20 protein-coding genes are annotated in these 20,117 nt (G+C 65.5%); 10 read left to right on the forward strand and 10 right to left on the reverse strand.

All coding sequences use genetic code 11. The features are described 5' to 3' along the window. Positions 1-2: 2 nt before the first annotated feature. The gene (locus HTS88_RS04525) at positions 3-854 is read right to left on the reverse strand and encodes a glycosyltransferase family 2 protein (RefSeq protein ID WP_174175926.1); all 852 of its coding nucleotides are present in this window, start codon (positions 852-854) and stop codon (positions 3-5) included. Between the two features lie 183 nt (positions 855-1,037). On the opposite strand from HTS88_RS04525, the gene HTS88_RS04530 reads away from it, so the two are divergent. Next, the gene (locus tag HTS88_RS04530) at positions 1,038-1,799 is read left to right on the forward strand and encodes a YqjF family protein (protein ID WP_174175928.1); all 762 of its coding nucleotides are present in this window, start codon (positions 1,038-1,040) and stop codon (positions 1,797-1,799) included. Positions 1,800-1,827: 28 nt separating this feature from the next. Here the strand turns inward: HTS88_RS04530 and HTS88_RS04535 are convergent, their stop codons facing one another. After that, positions 1,828-2,148, reverse strand: coding sequence for a hypothetical protein (locus HTS88_RS04535; RefSeq protein ID WP_174175930.1), 321 nt, complete (start codon positions 2,146-2,148; stop codon positions 1,828-1,830). Between the two features lie 122 nt (positions 2,149-2,270). Between HTS88_RS04535 and HTS88_RS04540 the strand changes: the two genes are divergently transcribed. Further along, positions 2,271-3,068, forward strand: coding sequence for a ZIP family metal transporter (locus HTS88_RS04540; protein ID WP_174175932.1), 798 nt, complete (start codon positions 2,271-2,273; stop codon positions 3,066-3,068). A gap of 15 nt (positions 3,069-3,083) precedes the next feature. On the opposite strand, the gene HTS88_RS04545 is transcribed toward HTS88_RS04540, so the two are convergent. Next, on the reverse strand, positions 3,084-5,495 hold the full coding sequence (locus HTS88_RS04545; RefSeq protein ID WP_174175934.1) for a helix-hairpin-helix domain-containing protein: 2,412 nt from the start codon (positions 5,493-5,495) through the stop codon (positions 3,084-3,086). A 135-nt stretch (positions 5,496-5,630) separates the two neighbouring features. Between HTS88_RS04545 and HTS88_RS04550 the strand changes: the two genes are divergently transcribed. Beyond that, positions 5,631-5,948, forward strand: a complete 318-nt coding sequence (locus HTS88_RS04550; RefSeq protein WP_104186219.1) for a hypothetical protein — start codon at positions 5,631-5,633, stop codon at positions 5,946-5,948. Between the two features lie 218 nt (positions 5,949-6,166). On the opposite strand, the gene HTS88_RS04555 is transcribed toward HTS88_RS04550, so the two are convergent. The 3 genes from HTS88_RS04555 to HTS88_RS04565 all read right to left on the reverse strand — a co-directional run bounded on the left by HTS88_RS04555 (position 6,167) and on the right by HTS88_RS04565 (position 8,761). Then, entirely contained in the window at positions 6,167-7,237 is a 1,071-nt protein-coding gene (locus HTS88_RS04555; RefSeq protein WP_174175936.1) for an alkene reductase, read from the reverse strand. 124 nt (positions 7,238-7,361) lie between these two features. Then, the gene (locus HTS88_RS04560; protein WP_246255974.1) at positions 7,362-7,874 is read right to left on the reverse strand and encodes a hypothetical protein; all 513 of its coding nucleotides are present in this window, start codon (positions 7,872-7,874) and stop codon (positions 7,362-7,364) included. Between the two features lie 413 nt (positions 7,875-8,287). Continuing rightward, positions 8,288-8,761 carry a DUF6318 family protein gene (locus HTS88_RS04565; RefSeq protein ID WP_343044880.1) on the reverse strand — a complete coding sequence of 158 codons (474 nt, stop codon included), beginning with the start codon at positions 8,759-8,761 and terminating at the stop codon, positions 8,288-8,290. A gap of 40 nt (positions 8,762-8,801) precedes the next feature. Between HTS88_RS04565 and HTS88_RS22125 the strand changes: the two genes are divergently transcribed. Beyond that, the gene (locus tag HTS88_RS22125; protein WP_246256003.1) at positions 8,802-8,960 is read left to right on the forward strand and encodes a hypothetical protein; all 159 of its coding nucleotides are present in this window, start codon (positions 8,802-8,804) and stop codon (positions 8,958-8,960) included. 198 nt (positions 8,961-9,158) lie between these two features. Here HTS88_RS22125 and HTS88_RS04570 read toward each other — a convergent pair whose 3' ends face one another. Next, positions 9,159-10,886 carry a purine-cytosine permease family protein gene (locus HTS88_RS04570; protein WP_174175940.1) on the reverse strand — a complete coding sequence of 576 codons (1,728 nt, stop codon included), beginning with the start codon at positions 10,884-10,886 and terminating at the stop codon, positions 9,159-9,161. 211 nt (positions 10,887-11,097) lie between these two features. On the opposite strand from HTS88_RS04570, the gene bioB reads away from it, so the two are divergent. The 5 genes from bioB (at position 11,098) to HTS88_RS04595 (ending at position 14,114) form a co-directional block, all read left to right on the forward strand. Continuing rightward, on the forward strand, positions 11,098-12,117 hold the full coding sequence (bioB, locus tag HTS88_RS04575; RefSeq protein ID WP_174175942.1) for a biotin synthase BioB: 1,020 nt from the start codon (positions 11,098-11,100) through the stop codon (positions 12,115-12,117). Next, complete coding sequence (gene bsaP / locus HTS88_RS04580; RefSeq protein WP_174175697.1) at positions 12,114-12,395, forward strand: biotin synthase auxiliary protein BsaP; 282 nt, start codon at positions 12,114-12,116, stop codon at positions 12,393-12,395. Before bioB ends, bsaP begins: the two co-directional genes overlap by 4 nt. A 56-nt stretch (positions 12,396-12,451) precedes the next feature. Further along, positions 12,452-12,886 carry a pyridoxamine 5'-phosphate oxidase family protein gene (locus tag HTS88_RS04585; protein ID WP_066273926.1) on the forward strand — a complete coding sequence of 145 codons (435 nt, stop codon included), beginning with the start codon at positions 12,452-12,454 and terminating at the stop codon, positions 12,884-12,886. Positions 12,887-12,905: 19 nt separating this feature from the next. Further along, positions 12,906-13,334 (forward strand): very short patch repair endonuclease, encoded by a 429-nt coding sequence (locus tag HTS88_RS04590; protein ID WP_174175945.1) that lies wholly within the window; start codon positions 12,906-12,908, stop codon positions 13,332-13,334. A gap of 369 nt (positions 13,335-13,703) precedes the next feature. After that, positions 13,704-14,114 carry an Hpt domain-containing protein gene (locus HTS88_RS04595; protein WP_174175947.1) on the forward strand — a complete coding sequence of 137 codons (411 nt, stop codon included), beginning with the start codon at positions 13,704-13,706 and terminating at the stop codon, positions 14,112-14,114. Here HTS88_RS04595 and HTS88_RS04600 read toward each other — a convergent pair. After that, positions 14,087-14,857 carry a response regulator transcription factor gene (locus tag HTS88_RS04600; protein WP_174175949.1) on the reverse strand — a complete coding sequence of 257 codons (771 nt, stop codon included), beginning with the start codon at positions 14,855-14,857 and terminating at the stop codon, positions 14,087-14,089. The two genes, HTS88_RS04595 and HTS88_RS04600, sit on opposite strands and share 28 nt — an antisense overlap. Before the next feature lie 93 nt (positions 14,858-14,950). Here HTS88_RS04600 and HTS88_RS04605 point away from each other — a divergent pair, with 93 nt between their 5' ends. Beyond that, a complete protein-coding gene (locus HTS88_RS04605) occupies positions 14,951-16,609 on the forward strand; it encodes a sensor histidine kinase (protein ID WP_174176043.1) in 1,659 nt (552 codons plus the stop codon). Here the strand turns inward: HTS88_RS04605 and HTS88_RS04610 are convergent. Together HTS88_RS04610 and HTS88_RS04615 are read right to left on the reverse strand one after the other, a co-directional pair. Beyond that, positions 16,606-17,850 carry an McrC family protein gene (locus HTS88_RS04610; RefSeq protein WP_246255977.1) on the reverse strand — a complete coding sequence of 415 codons (1,245 nt, stop codon included), beginning with the start codon at positions 17,848-17,850 and terminating at the stop codon, positions 16,606-16,608. The two genes, HTS88_RS04605 and HTS88_RS04610, sit on opposite strands and share 4 nt — an antisense overlap. Beyond that, a complete protein-coding gene (locus tag HTS88_RS04615; protein WP_174175951.1) occupies positions 17,837-20,068 on the reverse strand; it encodes an McrB family protein in 2,232 nt (743 codons plus the stop codon). The genes HTS88_RS04610 and HTS88_RS04615 overlap by 14 nt, the downstream gene beginning before the upstream one ends. Positions 20,069-20,117 lie beyond the last annotated feature (49 nt).

The raw sequence follows: 20,117 nt of genomic DNA on the forward strand, positions 1-20,117 counted from the left end.
GGTCACGCCACGCTTATGGCAGGGAGGACACTCATCGGATCGGTGGGCGTCCGCGGGAAGCTCACGTTGGCGTAGGCGTACTTCACGCGGCGCAGCGCCTCGGGGCGCGCACCGGCAGTGGGGGCCTCCCAGAGGAGGCACTCGTGGGCCATCGTCCCCAGTACCCGCCACCCGTCCCGGAACGTCTGGAGGTTTGACGCCCCGGAGATGCGGTTCAACTCCAGGCTGGGGACCTCTGCTATCCGGAGGCCGGCCTTGGCGGCCCTGACGATCAGCTCGGTCTCGATCTCGAACCCGTCGGATTCGAGCTGCAGGACTTCCAGGCACTCACGCCGGAAGGCGATGTAGCCGTAGCAAAGATCAGAGTAGTTGCTGTGCAGGACCGCATTGGCCAGCCCGGTCAGCGCACGGTTTCCTGTGCGCCGCAGCCACGTCAGGTCCTCAGACCCCCCTCCCGTGACGTACCGGGAGCCTTTGACGAAGTCGTAGTCGTGCTGGAGTGGAGAAACGAACCAGCCGATTTCCCTGGGATCCATGCTTCCGTCAGCGTCCAGCATGACGATGATGTCGCCTGTGGCTGCGGCAAACCCTGACCGCAGCGCTACGCCTTTGCCTTTGCGCAGCTCGTTCACCACCACGATGTCCTTGCGCAGCGCTTGGGCCACCCCAACGGTGTTGTCCGTGGAACGGCCGTCAACAATCACCACCTCGTCCACGTACAACGGCATGCGCCGAAGGACCCAGGGGATGTTTTGGGCCTCGTTCAGGGTGGGGATGACGACGCTGATGGATGCTCCCTCCGGCGCTGCCGAAGGCTTGGAGAAAGAATTTGGGGGCTGGGTGGAAATGGACAAACGCCTCACCACTTCACTGCACTCGGAGAACTCCGACCTCTGGACGCCCCACTGCAGGAGCGATCACCGGGCCTTGGTTCCTTCCCAGGCCCCGGGTAGGTTGAGCATAGGGTCGGCCCGCAAGGTAGACACCAGTAATGTGTACTCACATTAATATCGCGTCCTACGTAGGGAATTTTGGCCATGGAACAACGCTTGGGCGCCGCTGCCCTTTGGCCCGATCCGCCTGACCTGCCCCTGCCGACCATCATGGACCAGCGCTGGCTTGACGCAGTTTTCCTGCATTGGCGGATTCCGGAATCATCCGCGGCCCGGTTCATGCCGCCGGGGGTGGAGCCGGACGTTTTCGACGGCTCTTCCTGGGTGGGCCTCATCGGCTTCCGCATGAAGGACGCCGGGATAGGGCGCGGCCCCGGAATTCCGTACCTGGGCAGCTTCAACGAGGTCAACGTCCGGCTCTACTCGCGGGAGCCGGACGGAACCAGGGGCGTGGTGTTCCTGAGCCTTGATGCGAACCGGCTTCCCGTTGTCCTGGCTGCCCGGCAAGCGGGGATACCTTATGTGTGGTCCCGCATCCGGTCCTGGGGAACACCGCCTGGAGACGAGGGCGGCGGCCCCAGCGGCTACTCCGTCAGCCGCTTCCGGAGAGGCGCATCCAGCCGCTTCAGCGTCATTCCGGACCCGCGCTCGGTTGCTGGCGACCCCCTGTCCATCCACGTCACAGCACGGTTCGGACTGCACAGCAGGTTCCACGGGCGGACCATCCACATCCCCAACACCCATGAACCCTGGGCGCTACACAAGGCCGATGTCCACGAGCTTCACGATGGCCTCATCAGCTCCGCCGGCATCGAGGTGGGCGGCCCGCCGGAATCGGTCCTCTACTCCCCCGGGGTGCGGACCCAGTTCGGCTGGCCGAGGGTTGTGACCGGCGCTCACGGCTAAGGCGGGGAGCAAAGCCAGGGCCGGGAAGTCAGGCGTCCTGCCAGCCCCGGCCTTCGCTGAATGTGGCAACGAGCGTTCCAACCCCGGCCTGGAGGGAGTTGGACGGGTCAAAGAAGAGGGACCCTTCAGAGGCGCGGCTGTGGAGGATCAGCTGCTCAGCTTCAAGTTTCGCCTCCGGAACGGTGGCTCCGAGGATGCCGGTCCTGGCCGGCAGCTCCGTGGTGTGCACGGTCTCAGCACCGGTCTCGGACAACGGGATGGTGGTGCCGGGGTTGATCTCGTCGTGGGGAAAATCGAACCCGGTGTCTTCGGCTGCCGCAGGAATCGTGTACTCCAGGAAATACGTCATGAAACCACCTTTGCAGAATCCCCCCGGCGCCGAAAGCCCACCCGCACAGAGGGGTTCGCAGGGGCCAACAGGAGCCAACGCGGCGTCTTCCCACGTCAAGCGGGCGCTCCTATACTTGCCGGATGATGATGTCGCTGTGGTTTGGCGTCATAGCATCCAGTGCCCTGGTTCTGGGTGCCTTCATCGGCGTCCGGTTCGAACTTCCCAAGCGGCTGCTGGCCATGCTCCTGGCCTTCGCCGCCGGCGCCCTCATCACCGCCCTCGCTTTCGAACTGTTCGAGGACGCCTACGAACACGGCGGCATTATCCGCGCCGCCCTTGGCCTGATGCTGGGCGCAGTGGTATTCACGGTCCTGAGCGCTTTGCTGGACCGGTGGGCGCAGGCCGGAGACCTGCAGCGCGCCAAGGCGGCTGACGAGGTCCAGGGCAGCGCCAAGCTCGACACTGACACAGCGGCAAGCGACAAGCGCCCCACCTCAGCGTCCACAAGCGGAGCGGCCGGCCTGGCCCTGCTGGCCGCCGTCACCCTGGACGGCGTCCCGGAAAACCTGGCCCTTGGCATCTCCCTGGGCGAAGGAACAGGCGGTCTGGCGCTGCTGGCCGCAATCTTTGTCTCCAACTTTCCTGAAGCGCTCGTGGGTTCAGCCTCCATGCGGAGCCAGGGCCGGTCGGCCGGCAGCATTATCGGGCTGTGGGTGGCCTGTGCCGCCCTGCTGGTCATCGCCGTCGTGCTCGGCGCCGGGCCCCTGTCCGGGACTGATCCGGAAGCAATATCTATACCGCTGGCCTTTGCCGCCGGGGCTGTGATCGCTTCCCTGGCGGACACCCTGATGCCGGAAGCCTACGAACACGGCGGCCCCGCGGTGGCCCTCAGCACTGCGGCGGGCTTTGTCCTCGCGTTCGTCCTGTCGCTCGCCTGAGCCCCCACAAAACAGCTACTTGCCCAGGCCGGCCTTCCGCAGCGCCTCTGCCATGGCTGTGTTGAGGGGAGCTTCCTTCTTCGCAGGCGCGGGAGCCGCAGGGGAACGCCCGGGCGAGGGCGCCTTTCGGGCCGGGCCGCCACCCTGCTCCCTGCCGCGGCCCGGGTTCTGCGGGTTGCCGCCGGCGCGCCCTGTGCCCGCGCGTCCGGCAGCGGGTTCGTCGTCGAGCCGCAGTGTCAGGGAGATCCGCTTCCGGTCCGGGTCGGCCTCCAGCACTTTGACGCGGACCACCTGGCCGGACTTCACCACTTCCCGCGGATCGGAGACGAAGCGGTTCGCCATGGCGGACACGTGCACCAGTCCGTCCTGGTGGACGCCCACATCCACGAACGCGCCGAACGCCGCAACGTTCGTCACGGTTCCTTCCAGCACCATCCCTGGTTTGAGGTCGGAAATCTTCTCAATCCCGTCTGAGAAGGTTGCGGCCGCAAACGCGGGACGCGGGTCCCGTCCCGGTTTGTCCAGCTCGGAGAGGATGTCCTGCACCGTGGGCAGGCCGAACGTCTCGTCCACGAAGTCACGGGGGTCCAGGGAGGAGGCCGGAGCCGACCCCGCTGCCGCCCGGATCTTCCGGGCTACCGCATAGGACTCGGGATGGACGCTGGAGGCGTCCAGCGGCTCCGCTCCCCCGGTGATCCGGAGGAAGCCCGCGCACTGCTCGAACGCCTTCGCACCCAGCCGCGGCACCTTCTTCAGGTCAGTGCGCCTGGCGAAGGGCCCGTGTTCGTTCCGGTAGGCCACGATGTTTTCGCTCAGCAAGGGTCCGACGCCGGCCACGCGGCTGAGCAGCGCGGGCGAGGCGGTGTTGACGTCCACGCCCACGGCGTTCACGCAGTCCTCCACCACCGCGTCCAGGCTGCGGTCCAGCTTCGAGGCTGTCACGTCGTGCTGGTACTGGCCCACGCCAATGGATTTCGGATCGATCTTCACCAACTCGGCGAGGGGGTCCTGGAGGCGGCGTGCAATGGACACTGCACCGCGCAGCGACACGTCCATGCCCGGCAGCTCCGCCGCAGCCAGTGCCGAGGCGGAATACACGGAGGCGCCCGCTTCCGAGACCACCAGCTTCTGGGGTTTGCGGTCCACCTCCGGCAGCCGCTTGATCAGTTCGGCGGCGAGCTTGTCGGTTTCCCGGGACGCCGTGCCGTTACCGATGGCCACAAGTTCGACGGCGTGCTGCCGCGCCAGCCGGACCAGCGTGGCCAGTGCTTCGTCCCACTTCCGCAACGGGGCGTGCGGGTACACGGTGTCGGTGGCCACGACCTTGCCGGTGCCGTCCACCACGGCCACTTTGACGCCGGTCCGGAGCCCCGGATCCAGGCCGAGGGTTGCCCGGTTCCCTGCGGGGGCGGCCAGGAGGACGTCCCGGAGGTTCGCCGCGAAAACGCGGACGGCTTCGTCCTCCGCGGCGGCGAACATCCTGCCGCGAAGGTCGGCCGTCAGCCGGGACAGCAGGCGGGAACGCCACGCCACCTGCGCGGTCTGGATCAACCAGGAGTCGGCGGGACGTCCCCTGTCGGCGACCCCGAGGCACCTGGCCACCGCTGACTCGTAGCGCGTGCGTGCGGCGGCAAGGGCGGCGTCGTCCTGTGGATCTGCCTCGGCAAGGTCCAGCTCGAGGACGCCGTCCTTTTCCCCGCGCAGCAGCGCGAGGACCCGGTGGGACGGCATGCCCGCAGGCGCCTGGGCGAACTCGAAGTAGTCAGCGAACTTCTGGCCGTCGCTTTCCTTCCCCTTCTTCACGCGTGAGACCATGCGGCCCTGCGCCCACAGGCGCTCCCGCAGGTCAGCGGCCAGGTCCGGATCCTGGGCCACCCGCTCCACCAGGATGGAGCGTGCCCCGGCGAGAGCCGCTGCGGCGTCGGTGACGGCGTGTTCGGGGTTGAGGTACTTGCCGGCTTCGCGTTCCGGGTCCAGGTCCGGCCGCTTAAGCAGGGAGTCTGCCAGGGGTTCAAGGCCGGCTTCCCGCGCGATCTGCGCCTTGGTCCGCCGCTTGGACTTGAAGGGTAGGTAGATGTCCTCCAGCCGGGACTTGGTGTCCGCCGCGAGGATGGCCTTCTTCAGCTCCGGCGTCAGCTGGCCCTGTGCGTCAATCGCTTCCAGGACGGCACGACGGCGGTCGGCAAGTTCGCGGAGGTAGCGGAGCCGTTCGTCGAGCTCACGGAGCTGGGTGTCGTCCAGCGTCCCGGTGGCTTCCTTGCGGTAGCGGGCGACGAACGGCACGGTGGATCCGCCGTCGAGCAGTTCAACGGCTGCCTTCACCTGCCATGCTTTGACGCCCAGCTCGGTGGCGATCTGGGTATGGATGGCATCGTCCGTTATCGGGGAGGCGGACGGGGCGGAAGGGGCCTGCGGCAGTTGAGTCACCAGAACATCTTGCCTTACCGGATTGCGCGGCTCCACTGCTGGGGCGCGAGTCCGCTCCACCCAGGTTGTTCCGGGCAAGGGTATTCCGCTGCCGCCGGCAAAGTGCTGTAGTTGAGGTGCCGTCACAGGCACCCAATGCTCGAGGAAGAGGCCACCATGAGGGAACTGCTTATCATTTTTCAGGAGGGGTTCGACGAGGCAAACATCACCGTGACGGTTAACGGGAAGCAGGCGCGGCGGGATATTGGGGTCTCCACCAATCCGATCCTTGGCATCGCCAACGAGGTGTCCGTTGAGCTGCCGGCAAAAGGCGCGCAGGTGGGTGTGGAGGTGACGAACCGCGGCCTGAAGGCCATCACCAAGGTGAGCGGCAGGCCGAAGAGCGTGCTGGTTTCGATCGAGGACGGCAGGCTTGTGATGAAAGAGGGAACCGGCAGGGAGGCGCTGCTGTAGCGGGTTAAAGCAGCCCAAGTATGGCCCTAGTAAAAGTCCATTCGCTGGAGTACGATCTGATCACCGCCGGCATCCTGGAGGACCCGGCGGGCCAAATCTCCAGAGTTTGAGCCAAAGGCCGTCGGATGGCCTGCGGCGCCCGCTGCCGGGACAGCACACCGCGCAGCCAACGACGGCGGCACCCAGGCCGGGTGCCGCCGCCGTCGTTAATTTCCGTCCTAGTTCTGGTAGGCGGGGTAGTCCGTGTAGCCCTCCGCGCCGTCCGCGTAGAACGTGGAGGGGTCCGGCTCGTTGAGGGGAAGGCTTTCCTTCCAGCGGCGGGCGAGGTCCGGGTTGGCGATGGCGGGGCGGCCCACCACTACGGCGTCGGCATGTCCGTCGTCCACCAGGGCTGCTGCCTCGTCTCGGGTGGTGATCACGCCAAAGCCGGTGTTGACCAGGAAGGTCCCGCCGAAACGGACCCGGAGGTCCTGGACCAGGTCACCCGCGGGCTCGTGGTGCAGGATGCTCAGGTAGGCGAGGTTGAGCGGGGCGATGCTGTCCACCAGCACCTCGTAGGTGGCGCGGACGTCAGCGGCGTCGGTCTCGGCGATGCCCTGCACGTTGTGCTCCGGGGAGATGCGGATGCCGACGCGGTTGGCGCCCACGGCTGCCACCACCGCGTTGACCGTTTCGATGACGAACCGGGCACGGTTCTCGGGTGAGCCGCCGTAGCTGTCGTCCCGCACGTTGGAGTTCGGGGCCAGGAATTCGTGCAGCAGGTACCCGTTGGCCGAGTGCAGCTCCACGCCGTCGAATCCGGCCTCGATGGCATTGAGTGACGCGTTGACGAATTCCTGGATCACCATGGGGAGTTCGTCCGTGGTCAGGGCATGCGGCACCGGGTAGGGCTGCTTCCCCTGCGGGGTGCGGACGATGCCGTCAATGGCGACGGCGCTGGGGGCCACCAGCTCGAGTCCGCCGGTGATGTCAGGATGCGATACCCGTCCGCCGTGCATGATCTGGGCGAACATGCGGCCGCCTTCGGCGTGGACGGCGTCGGTGACCTTCTTCCAGCCGGCAACCTGTTCCTCGGTGACGATGCCGGGCTGGCCGGCGTAGGAGCGGCCAACCGGGGTCGGGAACGTTCCTTCGCTGACGATGAGGCCCAGGGACGCGCGCTGGCGGTAATGCTCTACGACAAGCGGACCGGGGACCCCTGCCTCACCTGCGCGGAGCCTCGTCAAGGGTGCCATGACCAGGCGGTTGGGAAGCTCAAGTTCGCCGAGGCTGAGGGGGGAAAACAGCATGCGCGGTTCCTTTCGAAGGCTGAAGACGTACTGCCTTGGCCAACCGGGATTCTGCAGCAACTATTCCTGTTGCGATGGGAATCACAGCAGGTGGACGGCGGGCTCCGGGGCCTTCGGCCGCCGCCTACCTTGCAGCCCCGGGGCAGCCCTGGCCCTGGGGGTTGGCGTTGCAGTCGTCAGCGTAGTTGCGCGTCAGCGAGCGCCACGCACTGATGGTTTGCGGAGGAGCGCTGAACTGGCCCTGGCCGGGAATCGGCAGGGGCGGCCCGGCATTGACCGAGTAGGTTCCCTGGAAGGTGGTGGTCACCTCCACCTGGAAGTCACCGGTAGCCCCGTAGGCGTGGCTTGTCCGGGTCTTTTCGCCCCACCGGTCCTGGGGTAGCGGCCCGCCCATGGAAGGCTGGGGTCCGAACACGGTCCCGTCGCCGTAGTTCCACGTGTACTGGAATGGGGTGGCCACGATGTGCACCTGCTGCCCGAACATGGTGACGTCGAACTGCTGCTCGGCTGCCTCCGCGTAGAAGTTGGTCTCAGCACCCCGCAACGTGTGCGGGCTGGGTTGTGCCACCACTGTTCCAGCATTGACCGGCAGGCTCTGGAACTCCCGCTGGATGTCAGCTGCGATCCTGGGCAGCAAGTCCTCGGGCCTGGCGTCGAAAAGGCACGTGGGGCCGGAGTGATGAGCCCAAACAGCGCCGGGCACACCTCGGGGCCGGGAAAGCCAGGTGACGGGAATGCCCTCTTCACCGTCGGGCCCATCCTTGCACTCCAACTGGCGGGCAAGGCAAGGAGTATCAAAGTCTCCCCCACCGAGGTGGCACTGGAGTTCGTACTTGTACTCATTCGGGTCGGTATATGGGAGGGATGGATCAGCTCGTACGAAATCCTTGATCCCAGCGTCCCACGCATATCCATTGAATTGCAGGCCGGGGTTCCATTCCCCACCGAACTCAGGATCGCTCGCGTCTTCTGCACTCGACGGGTAGGCAAAAAGGGCAATTAAGACCGCCGCAACGAGGAAGGTACTGAGCGGACGATAACCACCCACTGCTAGCCGACTATGCTTCCGAGCTCAGTCACTGACCAAGCGCCGTTCTTGTAAGCGAGGACAAGGAGATTACCTTGATCAGGCATCGGCGGGTCAGTCCGAGCTATGGTTCCGTCAGCACGCATGTAAGACAAGGGCTCCTGACGAACTTGAACAGCGACCTTGTAGTTTCCCGCTTCGTCCTTCTCAAATGTTGTGTCCGCAACAGGTGTGGTGAGTTTTCCGCCTACAAGCCATCGTCCTTCTGAGTTCCAGTTGACGATCACTTCTTTAACTTTTTGGCACGCCGCACAGGCCGGTGGCTCGATGCTCTCGAAGGTAGCGACGTCCCCAGTTTCGTACGAATAACTCAGCACACTGAACCAGTACTTCGCGAAGGCTTCTGCCCCCTCCTTCGTCTCCGTCTTCGCGACCTCGGGCAGCACCGGGACGGGGACGTTTTGGGCGGGACCGGACGCGTCGGCCGGCTTGTACACGGCGGTGGGTGTCGGGGTCGGGCTGGACGGAGGGCTGGACGTGGCCGAACCCGTCGGCGTGGAGGACACGGCACCGGGATCTGCGGGGGCTCCACCCGCGCAGCCGGCCAGCATGAGTGCCGCAGCAACAGCAGCACCGGCAGCAGCTGACCGGATTCCCCAAGGCGTGGAGACGTTGATTGATGTCATGGGCCGCTAATCCCCCAGTAGTTTCAAGACGGCTAACTCCGGACAATGACTTAAGGGTAGCCCAGGTCACATTTCACCCATCAAACTTATCCACAGCTACCGCCAATGGTTTATCACCACAGAAGCCCTGAAAGACGTCATAAAGGGAGCCGGCGCATGAATGCGCCGGCTCCCTTCCCTCAAAGCCCTTTCCCGTGACCAGGCGAAGCTACTTTTGCGGAGGCAACACCAACTCCCCTGTCTTGTCCGTGGACAAGGCGAGCGACGAGACATACTGCGGGCCGCCGTTGGGCGCGTCCTTCGCCGACCGCACCATGTCCGGACGCTCAAATTCAATCCCCGTGACGTGGCAGAGGAGCTTGGCGTCGCTGGGGTTCCCGTCGGCGTCGAACATCGGCAGGTCGATGCCGTCGTCGGTGCGGCGGAGGTAGTACCGTCCGCGGGTGGCCAGCGCCAGCACCGGCGGAAGGACCAGGGCAAGGCCCACCGCGAAGATCGGCGAGAACGGCTGGATCGCGGAGCCAAAGGCACCAAAGAACACGGCAATCGAAATTCCAGCGGAGGCGAGCATCGACACAAAGCCCACCGGGTTCACGGCATACAGCATGCCCCGCCGGAATTCGGGAACCTTGGGGGAAATCTTCAGCAGGTATTTGTTGATGGCGATATCGGACGCCACCGTGACAACCCAGGCCATGGCGCAGTTGGCATAGAAGCCCAGGATCGTGTTGAGGAAGTCGAACATGTTGGCTTCCATCAGGACCAGGGCAATGGCCAGGTTGACCACCACGAACACCATGCGTCCCGGATAGGTCTTGGTGATGCGGGTGAAGCTGTTGGTCCAGGCCAGCGAACCCGAATACGCGTTGGTGACGTTGATCTTGATCTGCGAGATGACCACCAGCACCACGGCCAGCGTCATCGCCAGCCAGGCCGGCATCATCTCCCGGTAGACGCCCAGGAACTGGTGCACCGGCTCATTCGCCGTGGCAGACGCCGCCGGGTCCAGGGTTGCGATGAGGTAGATGGCGATGAACAGGCCCACGATCTGCTTGATCGCGCCGAAGATCACCCAGCCGGGTCCGGCCAGGATGACCGCCCGCCACCACGCCCCCTTGTTGGCTTCGGTGCGCGGCGGCATGAACCGGAGGTAGTCGATCTGTTCGGCAATCTGCGCCATCAGGGACAGGCAGACACCCGCTGCCAGCATCACCGACGCAAGGTTGGGGCCGCCGTCGCCCGATTCGCCCGTGTACGCAAAAAAGGTGTTGATGCTTTCCGGGTGCGAGACCAGCAGGTATCCCACCGGCACCACCATCAGCAGCAGCCACAGTGGGGTGGTCCACACCTGCAGCTTGGCCAGGGTGTTCATCCCGTAGATCACCAGCGGAATGATGATCACCGTGGAGGCTGCGTACCCCAGCCACTGCGGAATGCCCAGGCCCACTTCCAGGCCCTGCGCCATGATGGAGCCTTCCAGGGCGAAGAAGATGAAGGTGAACGTCGCGAAGATGACGTTGGTGACCACCGACCCGTAGTAGCCGAAGCCGGAGCCGCGGGTGATGAGGTCAAGATCGATGTTGTACCGCGCCGCGTAATACGCCAGCGGAAAGCCGGTGGCGAAGATGATGACGGCGGCAACCAGGATGCCGAAGATGGCGTTGACCGTCCCATAGGCGATCCCGATGTTCGCGCCGATGGAGAAGTCCGCCAGATAGGCGATGCCGCCCAGCGCACTGGTTGCCACCACCCCCGCGCTCCACTTGCGGTAGGAGCGTGGTGCGAAGCGGAGCGTATAGTCCTCCAGGCTTTCCTTGGTGGCGTTCAGCGCTGCGGCGTTGCCCGCCGCCGGGGCCGCTTGAGCGCTTCCGACGACGGCGGCACCAGGCTGTGCCGGCGGGTCCAGCAGCTGCGTTGTCTCTTTGTCATTGCTCATGGAATTGCGTCGCTTTCGTGTCTAAGGGATCTGATGCGACGCTATCCGGCACGAACGACAGCCCGGTCACGGGCTTGTTTCGGCGGCGTTAAGCCTTGACTGCTGCTGTAAACAAAAGCAGTTACCGCCCATTGTTGGCCTTCCACAAAACCGGCCGCATCTGCCGGAATTACTGTCGGAAAGGAGATCACAACCGAAAGCAAGGACGGCGATGACAACCATTTCCCGCACCACGGAATACCCAATCCTGGAGACGGCCCGGCAGCAGGTCCTGGAGGGTGGAATCGGCCTCGCGGAAGCGCAACTGCTGGAGGTTCTGCGCCTCCCCGACCCCGCAGTCCCCGCCGCGCTGGAGCTTGCCCACCAGGTCCGCCTCAAGCACTGCGGGGAGGACGTGGAGGTTGAAGGGATCATCTCCATCAAAACCGGCGGCTGCCCCGAGGACTGCCACTTCTGCAGCCAGTCAGGCCTCTTTGACTCCCCCGTCCGCGGCGTCTGGCTGGACATCCCGGAACTGGTCAAGGCCGCCAAGGAAACGGCCGTCACCGGAGCCACCGAATTCTGCATCGTCGCCGCCGTCCGCGGACCCGACATCAAACTCATGAACCAGATCAAGTTCGCCATCGACCGCATCAATGAGGAAGTGGACATCAACATCGCCTGTTCCCTGGGCATGCTCACCCGCCGCCAGGTTGACCAGCTCGCCTCGTGGGGAGTGCACCGCTACAACCACAACCTCGAGACGGCGCGGAGCTACTTCCCCCAGGTTGTCACCACCCACAGCTACGAGGAGCGGCTGGAGACCTGCGCCATGGTCAAGGACGCCGGCATGGAACTGTGCTGCGGGGCGCTGATCGGCATGGGCGAATCACTCGAACAGCGTGCAGAGCTGGCCGCGCAGCTGGCTGCCCTGGAACCGCACGAAGTGCCGCTGAACTTCCTCAACCCGAGGCCCGGCACGCCGCTGGAAAACCAGGAACTGATGGACGGCAAGGACGCCCTCCGCGCCATCGCCGCGTTCCGGCTGGCCATGCCCCGCACCGTCCTCCGGTACGCCGGCGGCCGGGAGCTCACCCTCGGCGATCTCGGTACCCGCGAGGGGCTGCTGGGCGGGATCAACGCGGTCATCGTCGGCAACTACCTCACCACCCTGGGCCGTCCCGCCGCCGCCGACCTCAACCTGCTGGTGGACCTCAACATGCCCATCAAGGAACTCCAGAAGACCCTATGATCCCCACCCGCTCAACCAGCTCAATCATCGGGAGCTTCTGCGGCCACTGCGGCGAGTTGTATCCGAAGGAAACGTTCGACGGCGGGAGCGCACCGCCGTCGAACGTCCTCCAGACGGGCGATGGGCAGGTGGCGGCCGCCCCTCACCAGGAGTGCGCTGCGCGGCTTCAGCTGGAACCGCCGCGCTATTGCGGCCAGTGCGGACGCCGCCTCAAGGTCCAGGTGTCACCCCACGCCTGGACGGCCACCTGCTCACGCCATGGAACCACCGCCTCCTGACCCAAAGTTCACCAAACCCTCTGGCGCGTTTCTACATAACGTAGAAGAATGGCTTCATGATGTTTGAACATGTGGATGGACAACCCGTACTGGAACTCGACGACGAGCAGTCCTGGCGTCTGCTGGAGGGCACCAAGCACGGAAGGCTGGTGGTGTCCGTCGCGGGAGAGCCGGACATCTTCCCGGTGAACTACGTCACGGCCAACCGGAAAATCTATCTCCGGACGGCTCCGGGCAACAAGCTGGCCCAGTTGACCATCAACTCCACTGTTCTGTTCGAAACGGACGGCATCCTCTCGGAGGAAGCCTGGTCCGTGGTGCTGCGGGGAAAAGCCCGCGTCCTCAGCAACTCCGCGGAACTGGCAGCAGTGGAGGAGCTCGGACTGAAGACCTGGGTGCCCACCCTGAAGGACTTCTACGTGGAAATTGAGCCCACCTCCGTCAGCGGCCGCCACTTCGAATTCGGAGAACAGCCGGAACGCGAAATCTAGGAGCTCCTAGACTGAAGGCATGGCGGACAAGCTCACTCCCGAGCGGCGCAGCTGGAACATGTCCCGGATCCGGGGCAAGAACACCAAGCCGGAACTGCTGGTGCGCAGGCTCCTCCATGCCAAGGGATACCGCTACCGGCTGCACGGAAAAGCCGGCGCCACCCGCCTGCCCGGCAACCCGGACCTGGTGTTCGCCGGCCGCCGCAAAGTAATCTTCGTCAACGGCTGCTTCTGGCACTTCCATGACTGCCGCGTGGGCCTGCACGCGCCCCAGGCCAACGCCGAATTCTGGGCTGCCAAGCGCAGCCGGACCCGCGAACGGGACGCCCGCCAACGCCGCCTGCTGGAGGACGCCGGCTGGCAGGTGCTCACCGTGTGGGAATGCGAACTCAAGGACAGCTCCGCGCTGGAATCAGAGCTGGTGCGGTTCCTGGAGACCGGCCGCTGAATCGCCGCTCCTGCGTGCCTGCCCCAATGAGGATTCGCCGCTTTTAAGGCATCTTGAGCGAATCTTTCGGCATTCCCGCCGCGGTTCTTGAGTGCCGGCCGGAAAGATGGATGGGTTCAAATCACGGCAATCACAACAGAAATTCCTGGCCCCGCTGCAACCGCTCCCACTGTTGGAACGGTGCGGAAAATCAAGGGAGAAAACTATGGGCCCACGGATTAGGGGTAAACCCGCAGTCTCATCAAGAAACCCACAATTCTGTTTCCAAAACCCGTCGCGCGAAAGCAACGCCCCTAACCTGAAGTGAAACAAATGCCCCACATAACCGCCCCCTTCCAGGAAGGGACTGTTCCCGCCGAAAGGACCGTCATGAGCGCCGCAGATGATGCCCCCCGGCCCTTGGTGGACCAGTCGGTTCTCGACCGGTTGAGGGAGGAACTGGAAGAAGAAGAGGGGTACTGCAGGGTCTTCGTGGGGAACTTCATCGAGTACCTGCCGCACCGGATTGGACGCCTCCGGCTGGCGCTGACCACGGGAGACCTGGAGGGTTCAGTGGACGCAGTCCTCAGCCTGAAAACCTCCAGCCAGATGGTGGGCGCCGAGCGGCTGGCCGGCCTGGCCATGGACCTGGAGGGCGAGCTCCGCAACGAGGCCCGCCACTCGGATGTGGCAGTCGTCCTGCCGCAGCTGGCCGCCGCATTCCTCCGGCCCATCAACCTGTGCAGCCGGCAGACCATGCACCGCCTGCAGTCTCAGTGCTCGCCCGGAGCCAGGCGGTAACCAACGCCGCGGACAGTCTGGAGCCAGCGCGGCTTCTGCGGTGAGTCGCCCAGCTTCTTGCGGAGGTTGCCCATGTGGACCTCGACGGACCGTTCGTCCGCCTCGCTAATGTAGCTGCCGACGTCGTAATCCTCGTCCCGCAGCCGGCGCACCAGGTCGGACTTGGTCCGGACCGTCCGGCCCGCTTCCAGGAGGGCATGCAGGAGTTCGAACTCCGTGCGGGTCAGGTTCATTTCCTTGCCGTCAACAACCACGGTCCTGGACGCGTAGCTCAGCTCCAGCCCGTTGTGGCTGAAGTTCCCCCGCTCAGGGTGGACGGCTCCGCTGTCGGCTGCGGCATCTCCTGGCATGGCTTCAGAAGGATCGGCGACAGAACGGGGGCGGCGCATCATCGCGGCGATGCGGGCGCGGAGCTCCCTGGGGCGGAACGGTTTGGTGAGGTAGTCGTCAGCTCCGGACTCCAGCCCGATCAGGGTGTCCAGCTCCTCGGTGCGGGCCGTGAGCATCACAATGTACGCGTCCGAAAATTCGCGGATCTGGCGGGACACCTCAAAACCGTCGATGTCCGGCAGGCCGAGGTCCAGGGTGATGACGTCAGGGTTGAGGGTCTTGGCCACGAGGACACCTTCTGCCCCGCTGCTGGCCACGCTTACGTCGAACCCGGCCTGGGACAGCACGGTGCGTACCAGTTCCCGGATGTCGTGGTCATCCTCGATGACCAGTCCCACTCGTGCATCACTCATAGCGCCCCCTCAGCAGCCAACGTCTGAAGTATAGCTGGCTGCCGATATCCTGCTGGCATGGCCTCACACACTCCGCCCCGCAAGTTCCGTGCCATGGACCACCCCGTGGCCTGGTCCTCGGGCAAGCTGAGGTTTTTCCGGCGGCCCTTCCACGAGTACCGGCTGACGGACCGGGTGGCGTTGAGCCAGATGCCGCTGTTCGTGACAACTCTCCTCACGGCATTCCTGGTGTGGGCGTTCTTCCCCGTCACTATGGACAACCCGCTGTTCGTGGCCTTCCTGGTGTCCCAGCTGGTGATCATGGCCCTCTGCTACCTGGTCCCGTGGGACCGGCTGCCGTACACGAGTTTCCTGATCATTCCGCTGCTGGATTTTGTCTCCATAGCCGTGGGCCGGGAGGGAGGCGGCCAGGAAAGCCTCACCGGAATCAGCCTGCTGGCCGTGTTCCCGGTGATCTGGCTGTGCGCGTCCGGGTACTACCCCCGGACGTCCCTGTGGCTGTCCTTCCTGGCCCCGCTTGCCATCATCTGGGTCCCACTGCTGCTGAAGGGGAACCCGACGCCCCAGGACCTGGCGCGGTCCCTGCTCCTTCCGGTCATGATGCTCGGCATCGGTGTGTCCGTCAGCGTGTTGACGCTCAGCATGACGCGGCAGCAGCGCGCTCTTGAGGAGAAGGACGCCCAGCTGCAGGACAACCTGCGCACCAGCCAGCGCCAGGGGGCGCTCCTGAACACCATCCTGGACACCGTCCATCTGGGAGTCCTTGCAGTCGATGCGGACGGGCACGACGTCCTGATGAACAGAAGGCAGCGGGTCAACCACGAGCTCGCCCGGCCCAAGGACATTGCGGATCCGAACGAGTCCCAGCTGCTGGTCTTCGGGCCGGACCGCGTGACGCTGGTTCCCGTTGAGGAGCGGCCGGTCCGCCGCGCCGTCCTCGGGGAAACCTTCACCGATTACCTTGTGTGGCTGGGCTCCGGCCGCGACCAGCGCGCCTTCGTGACCACCGCGCGGGCCATGAAGGACAACGACGGCGCGTTTGCCGGTTCCGTGATTGTCTTCAGCGATGTGACGGACCTCGTGAACGCCCTGACGGCCAAGGATGATTTCGTCTCCAGCGTCTCGCACGAATTCCGGACGCCGCTGACCTCGATCCTGGGCTACGTTGAAATCCTGCTCGCCGAAGAGCCGGAGGACAGCCAGCGCGACATGCTGGACATCATCCGCCGGAACTCCGAACGGCTCCTCACGCTGGTGTCGGACCTGCTGTCCAGCCGGAACGGCCAGCTGATCGTGACGCCCCAGGCCGTGGACGTGGCAGAACTGGTGCGCTCCAGCGTTTCCTCCGCCATCCCACGCGCGGCGGCTTCGGGAGTGGCGCTTGAGGCTGACACCCCGGACCGGCTGGAGGCCCACGTGGACGGGCCCAGAATCGCGCAGGTGCTGGACAACCTGGTGTCCAACGCCATCAAGTACTCCCCCGACGGCGGCAGTGTGATGGTCTCGCTCGCGCAGGAGGACGGGCACGTGGCCTGCCGGGTCACCGATACCGGCATGGGCCTGAGCCCGGAAGATGCGTCTGAGGTTTTCGCCAAGTTCTTCCGGGCCAGCAGTGTCCGCCGGACAGCCATCCCCGGGGTGGGGCTGGGCCTGCCGATCAGCAAGGCGATCGTTGAGGCCCACGGCGGGACCATCGAGGTGGACAGCGCCCTGGGCGAAGGGACAACCTTCACGTTCCGGGTTCCGGTCTAGTCGGGGCGGGCGGGGACTACTTCTCCCCATGATTGCCGTGCGAGCTCCCGCACTGAGGCAAGGATGTCCGACGGCGGCCGGGACAAGTCCAGCGGAAATTCCACAATGTCGATGTCCGTGTTGAGGATGCGGCGGAGCTTTACCTCGCCGGCGCCGGCGTACACAAGCCAGGCTGTGGGCACAGCCAGTGCCGTGCAGTGCCCCAGCATCTGGTAATGGTCTGCGGTCAGGGAAGCGCCGGGATCAGTGGCCGCCCTGTATTTGGCGTTGTACACCGCCACGGGCCGTCCGCCCAGCAGGTGGACAGCGTCCGGCCGCACCGAGAGCCTGTCCGCGTCGTTCACTGCCTCGCTCAGGAGGGTGCTGAACTGGAGCCGGAGTTCCCCGGGGTAGGCAGCCATCGCCTCACGCAGCGCGGTGCCCACAAAATCCCCAAACACCTGGGCCATGTCCACCACAAAGGAGGCGGTCTGCTGGGTTCCCTTCCCGGCCTCGGCGGAGGCATTGCGCAGGATCAGCTCAGCCAGGCGCAGTACCGCGTGGTAGCGGAGGTTCATGCGGTTTGCTTTCCACCGCGGCAGCGGCGCCCCGGCTGGAAGGCGCGTGACGGCGTCGAGCTTTCCCTTGAGCTGGCGCAGCCGGCTCAGCACCTCCGGCTGCACCCGCGGCACCTGCCCCATCCGCTCCAGAGCCGCACGCAGGATGCGGTTCTCTGCGATGTCCTCGGTGAACTCGTCGTAGGACACTTCCAGGGGCACCAGCATGCCGGGACGCCGGGAAATCTGGTCGGATATCCGGATGCGGCCCTTGACCGTCCGGAGCGACTCGTCCACGGTGAGGTAGCCCTGCAGGACCCCGCGGCCCAAGGCTTGTTCGGCCAGCTGCGCCAGCGATTCGGCCAGGGCGCTCCACAGGTCCCGGTCCTCCACCGCGGACACCGCATCCGGGCGGAACCCCTGGTCCCTGGCGTAGCTGAGCAGGAACAGCAGCCGGCCCAGGCCCAGCCGGTCCTTGGGCCGGACGTCCAGCTGGACGGTGGGAGTCCGTACCGAACCCACTTTGCCCACAGGCTCGATCCGGTACAGCCCAAGTCCCATCGGGGAAGCTTTCGCCAGCCCGGTGGAGTTCAGGAAGGAGGCGCTGGCCGGATCGAGCCGCTCAACGATGCCGCGGGACAGCTCATCCAGCACCAGGTGCCGGATCGGGGCGCGGGGGTCAACGCCGGGGTCAGCGCCGGGCAAGGCGTTCCAGCAGCTGGTCCAGCCCGAAGCGCTCTTGGAGCTGGGCCCTGGTGAGCTGGCCGTGGTAGTGCTCCTCCAGCAACGGCATCAGCTCGTACTTCCAGATCCGGCGCAGTCCCGCGGGGCTCTGCGCGGCCAGCTTCATGAAGTAGGACGGACCGATCATCAGGTCACGGTCCCACTCGTCGATGGCACTGTTGAGGGCGTCGAGCAGCAGCGCCGGCGTGGTGTCAAGCTGCTGTGCCTGCAGGAACCGCCACAGCGAGCCCTTCACCGGCTCGGTCTGGGGGTGCAGCTCGATGAAGGAGAAACGGCGCCGGATCGCCGCGTCCATCATCGCGATGGAGCGGTCCGCGGTGTTCATGGTGCCGATGATGTACAGGTTGTCCGGCAGGGTGAACGGCTCGTTGGGGCTGTACTGCAGGTAGATCCTGTCGTCCCGGTATTCCAGCAGGAAGTACAGTTCGCCAAATACCTTGGCCAGGTTGGCGCGGTTCATCTCGTCAATGATCAGGAAGTACGGCTTGTTCTCGTTACCCGGTTTGGCGGCTTCCTCCGCGAGCCGGCGGAGCGGTCCGGCGACGAGTTTGAAGGACACCTGGCCTTCATCCGTCTTGTCCGGCCGGTAGCCCTCGAAGAAGTCCTCGTAGGCGTAGGACGGGTGGAACTGGACCAGTTTGACCCGCTCGTCGGTGGTGTCATCCGCCAGCTCGGCCGCGAGGTGCTTCGCCAGGTAGGTTTTGCCGGTGCCCGGCGGGCCGTACAGGACCAGCTGCCGGTTCTCCTCCAGCAGTTCGGCGATCTCCTGGAGCGGCTCCAGTTCCATGTGCAGCGAGTCTGCGAACGCGCGCGTGAGGGGACGGAATCCCTCCTGGCCAGCGTGGACGACGGCGGCCGCTTCAGCATCGCCGTCGGGCTCGGTTTCTGCCTCGGCCGGCAGGAGAGCCTGCAGTGCCGGCATCACGCGCGTCACGTCCACCACGATGCCCGCGGTGGCAAGCTGGCGCTGGACGTGCCGGGGCAGGCTCGCCGCGGCATGCCCCTCGTCAAACCAGCGGACCTTCCGGCGCAGCCGCCGGTTGTCGTCGTTGCAGTCGGGTTCGCCCAGCACCCCGCCCAGCCGCACGGCGCCGGCATGCTGGTACAGGACCAGGTCACCTGGTTTCATGACGGTCAGGAAGGCAAAGACCGCCGTCTTGGTATCCTCGCGTTCCACATAGCCAAGGTGCTTGTAGTCCTCGTCCACCGCATGCTGGACCAGCCCGGCGGTGACCCCCGGGTCCAGCAGCCGGAGGTGCTCGACGTCGAGCGTCACCTTCTCCTCGTCCTGCCAGGCGGTGAGCAGTTCGGTGTTGTCGCCGTGGGTCCGCAGCAGCCACGCCCGGTGCCCGGGGTCGCCCACCTTGCGCCACTGGCTGACCAGCTGGCGCGAGTACCAGTCGATGCGCTGCCCGGCCTGCTCGTCGAGGTGCAGGCGGATGCGGTGGATATCGGCCGTGATGTCCTCTTCGGCGTCCCCCATGGCGCCGCCCACCAGGGAGGCAAAGGCGTCCCGGATTTCCTGCCGCTCCACATCGGCCACCACGGGCTCGAAGTAGCTCGGCCAGGACAGGAATTCGATGCTCCGGCGGATGGCCGGCTGGTCGTCCGGCGTTCCCGCCGCCAGCCGATGGAAGTTTAGCGGATCCTGCAGCGCACCGGTGATAACCGCCGGCGGCTGCCGGTCCACGTGCTGCACGAACCGGCACAGCCACTTCAGGTGGTCCCAGATGGTCCAGTTGAACTCCGCCGTCCGGTCCCTGATCACGCCGTGGTCCGTCATTCCCTGGTAGAGCTCACCCGGCAGCTCCAGCGGAGGCTCCAGCCAGGACGCGGCCTCTGCGACGCGGGCACGCTTGACCTTCAGCGACTTCACCTCGTGCGCCAGGGGCAGCGACTGCAGGAACAGCAGTTCGACGGCCAGCTGCTTCGCTTCCCGGGACGCACCCTCAAGGTTCCGCCGGAGGTTGGTCATCATGGGGGCCTTGGGGTCCGGCGTGCCCCGCTCCAGCCGCTCCAGGAGCTCGGCCGCAGCCTCCGACGTCCACGTCAGGGTCCGGCCATCCAGGGCCGACGGCTTCCCCAGCAGCCCCGGGCCCAGCACAAACCAGGCCGCGTCCTCGATCTCCCGTGAGATGCCGAGGGCGCGGGTCATGGCAGCAGGGGAGGCGGGGGTCATGCCTCCAAATTTACAGGGTCAAGCTGGACGGGCCCTTAAAGGTCGTACG

Origin of the sequence: Pseudarthrobacter oxydans (genome assembly GCF_013314975.1) — a bacterium.
In the GTDB taxonomy this organism is placed as follows: domain Bacteria; phylum Actinomycetota; class Actinomycetes; order Actinomycetales; family Micrococcaceae; genus Arthrobacter; species Arthrobacter oxydans.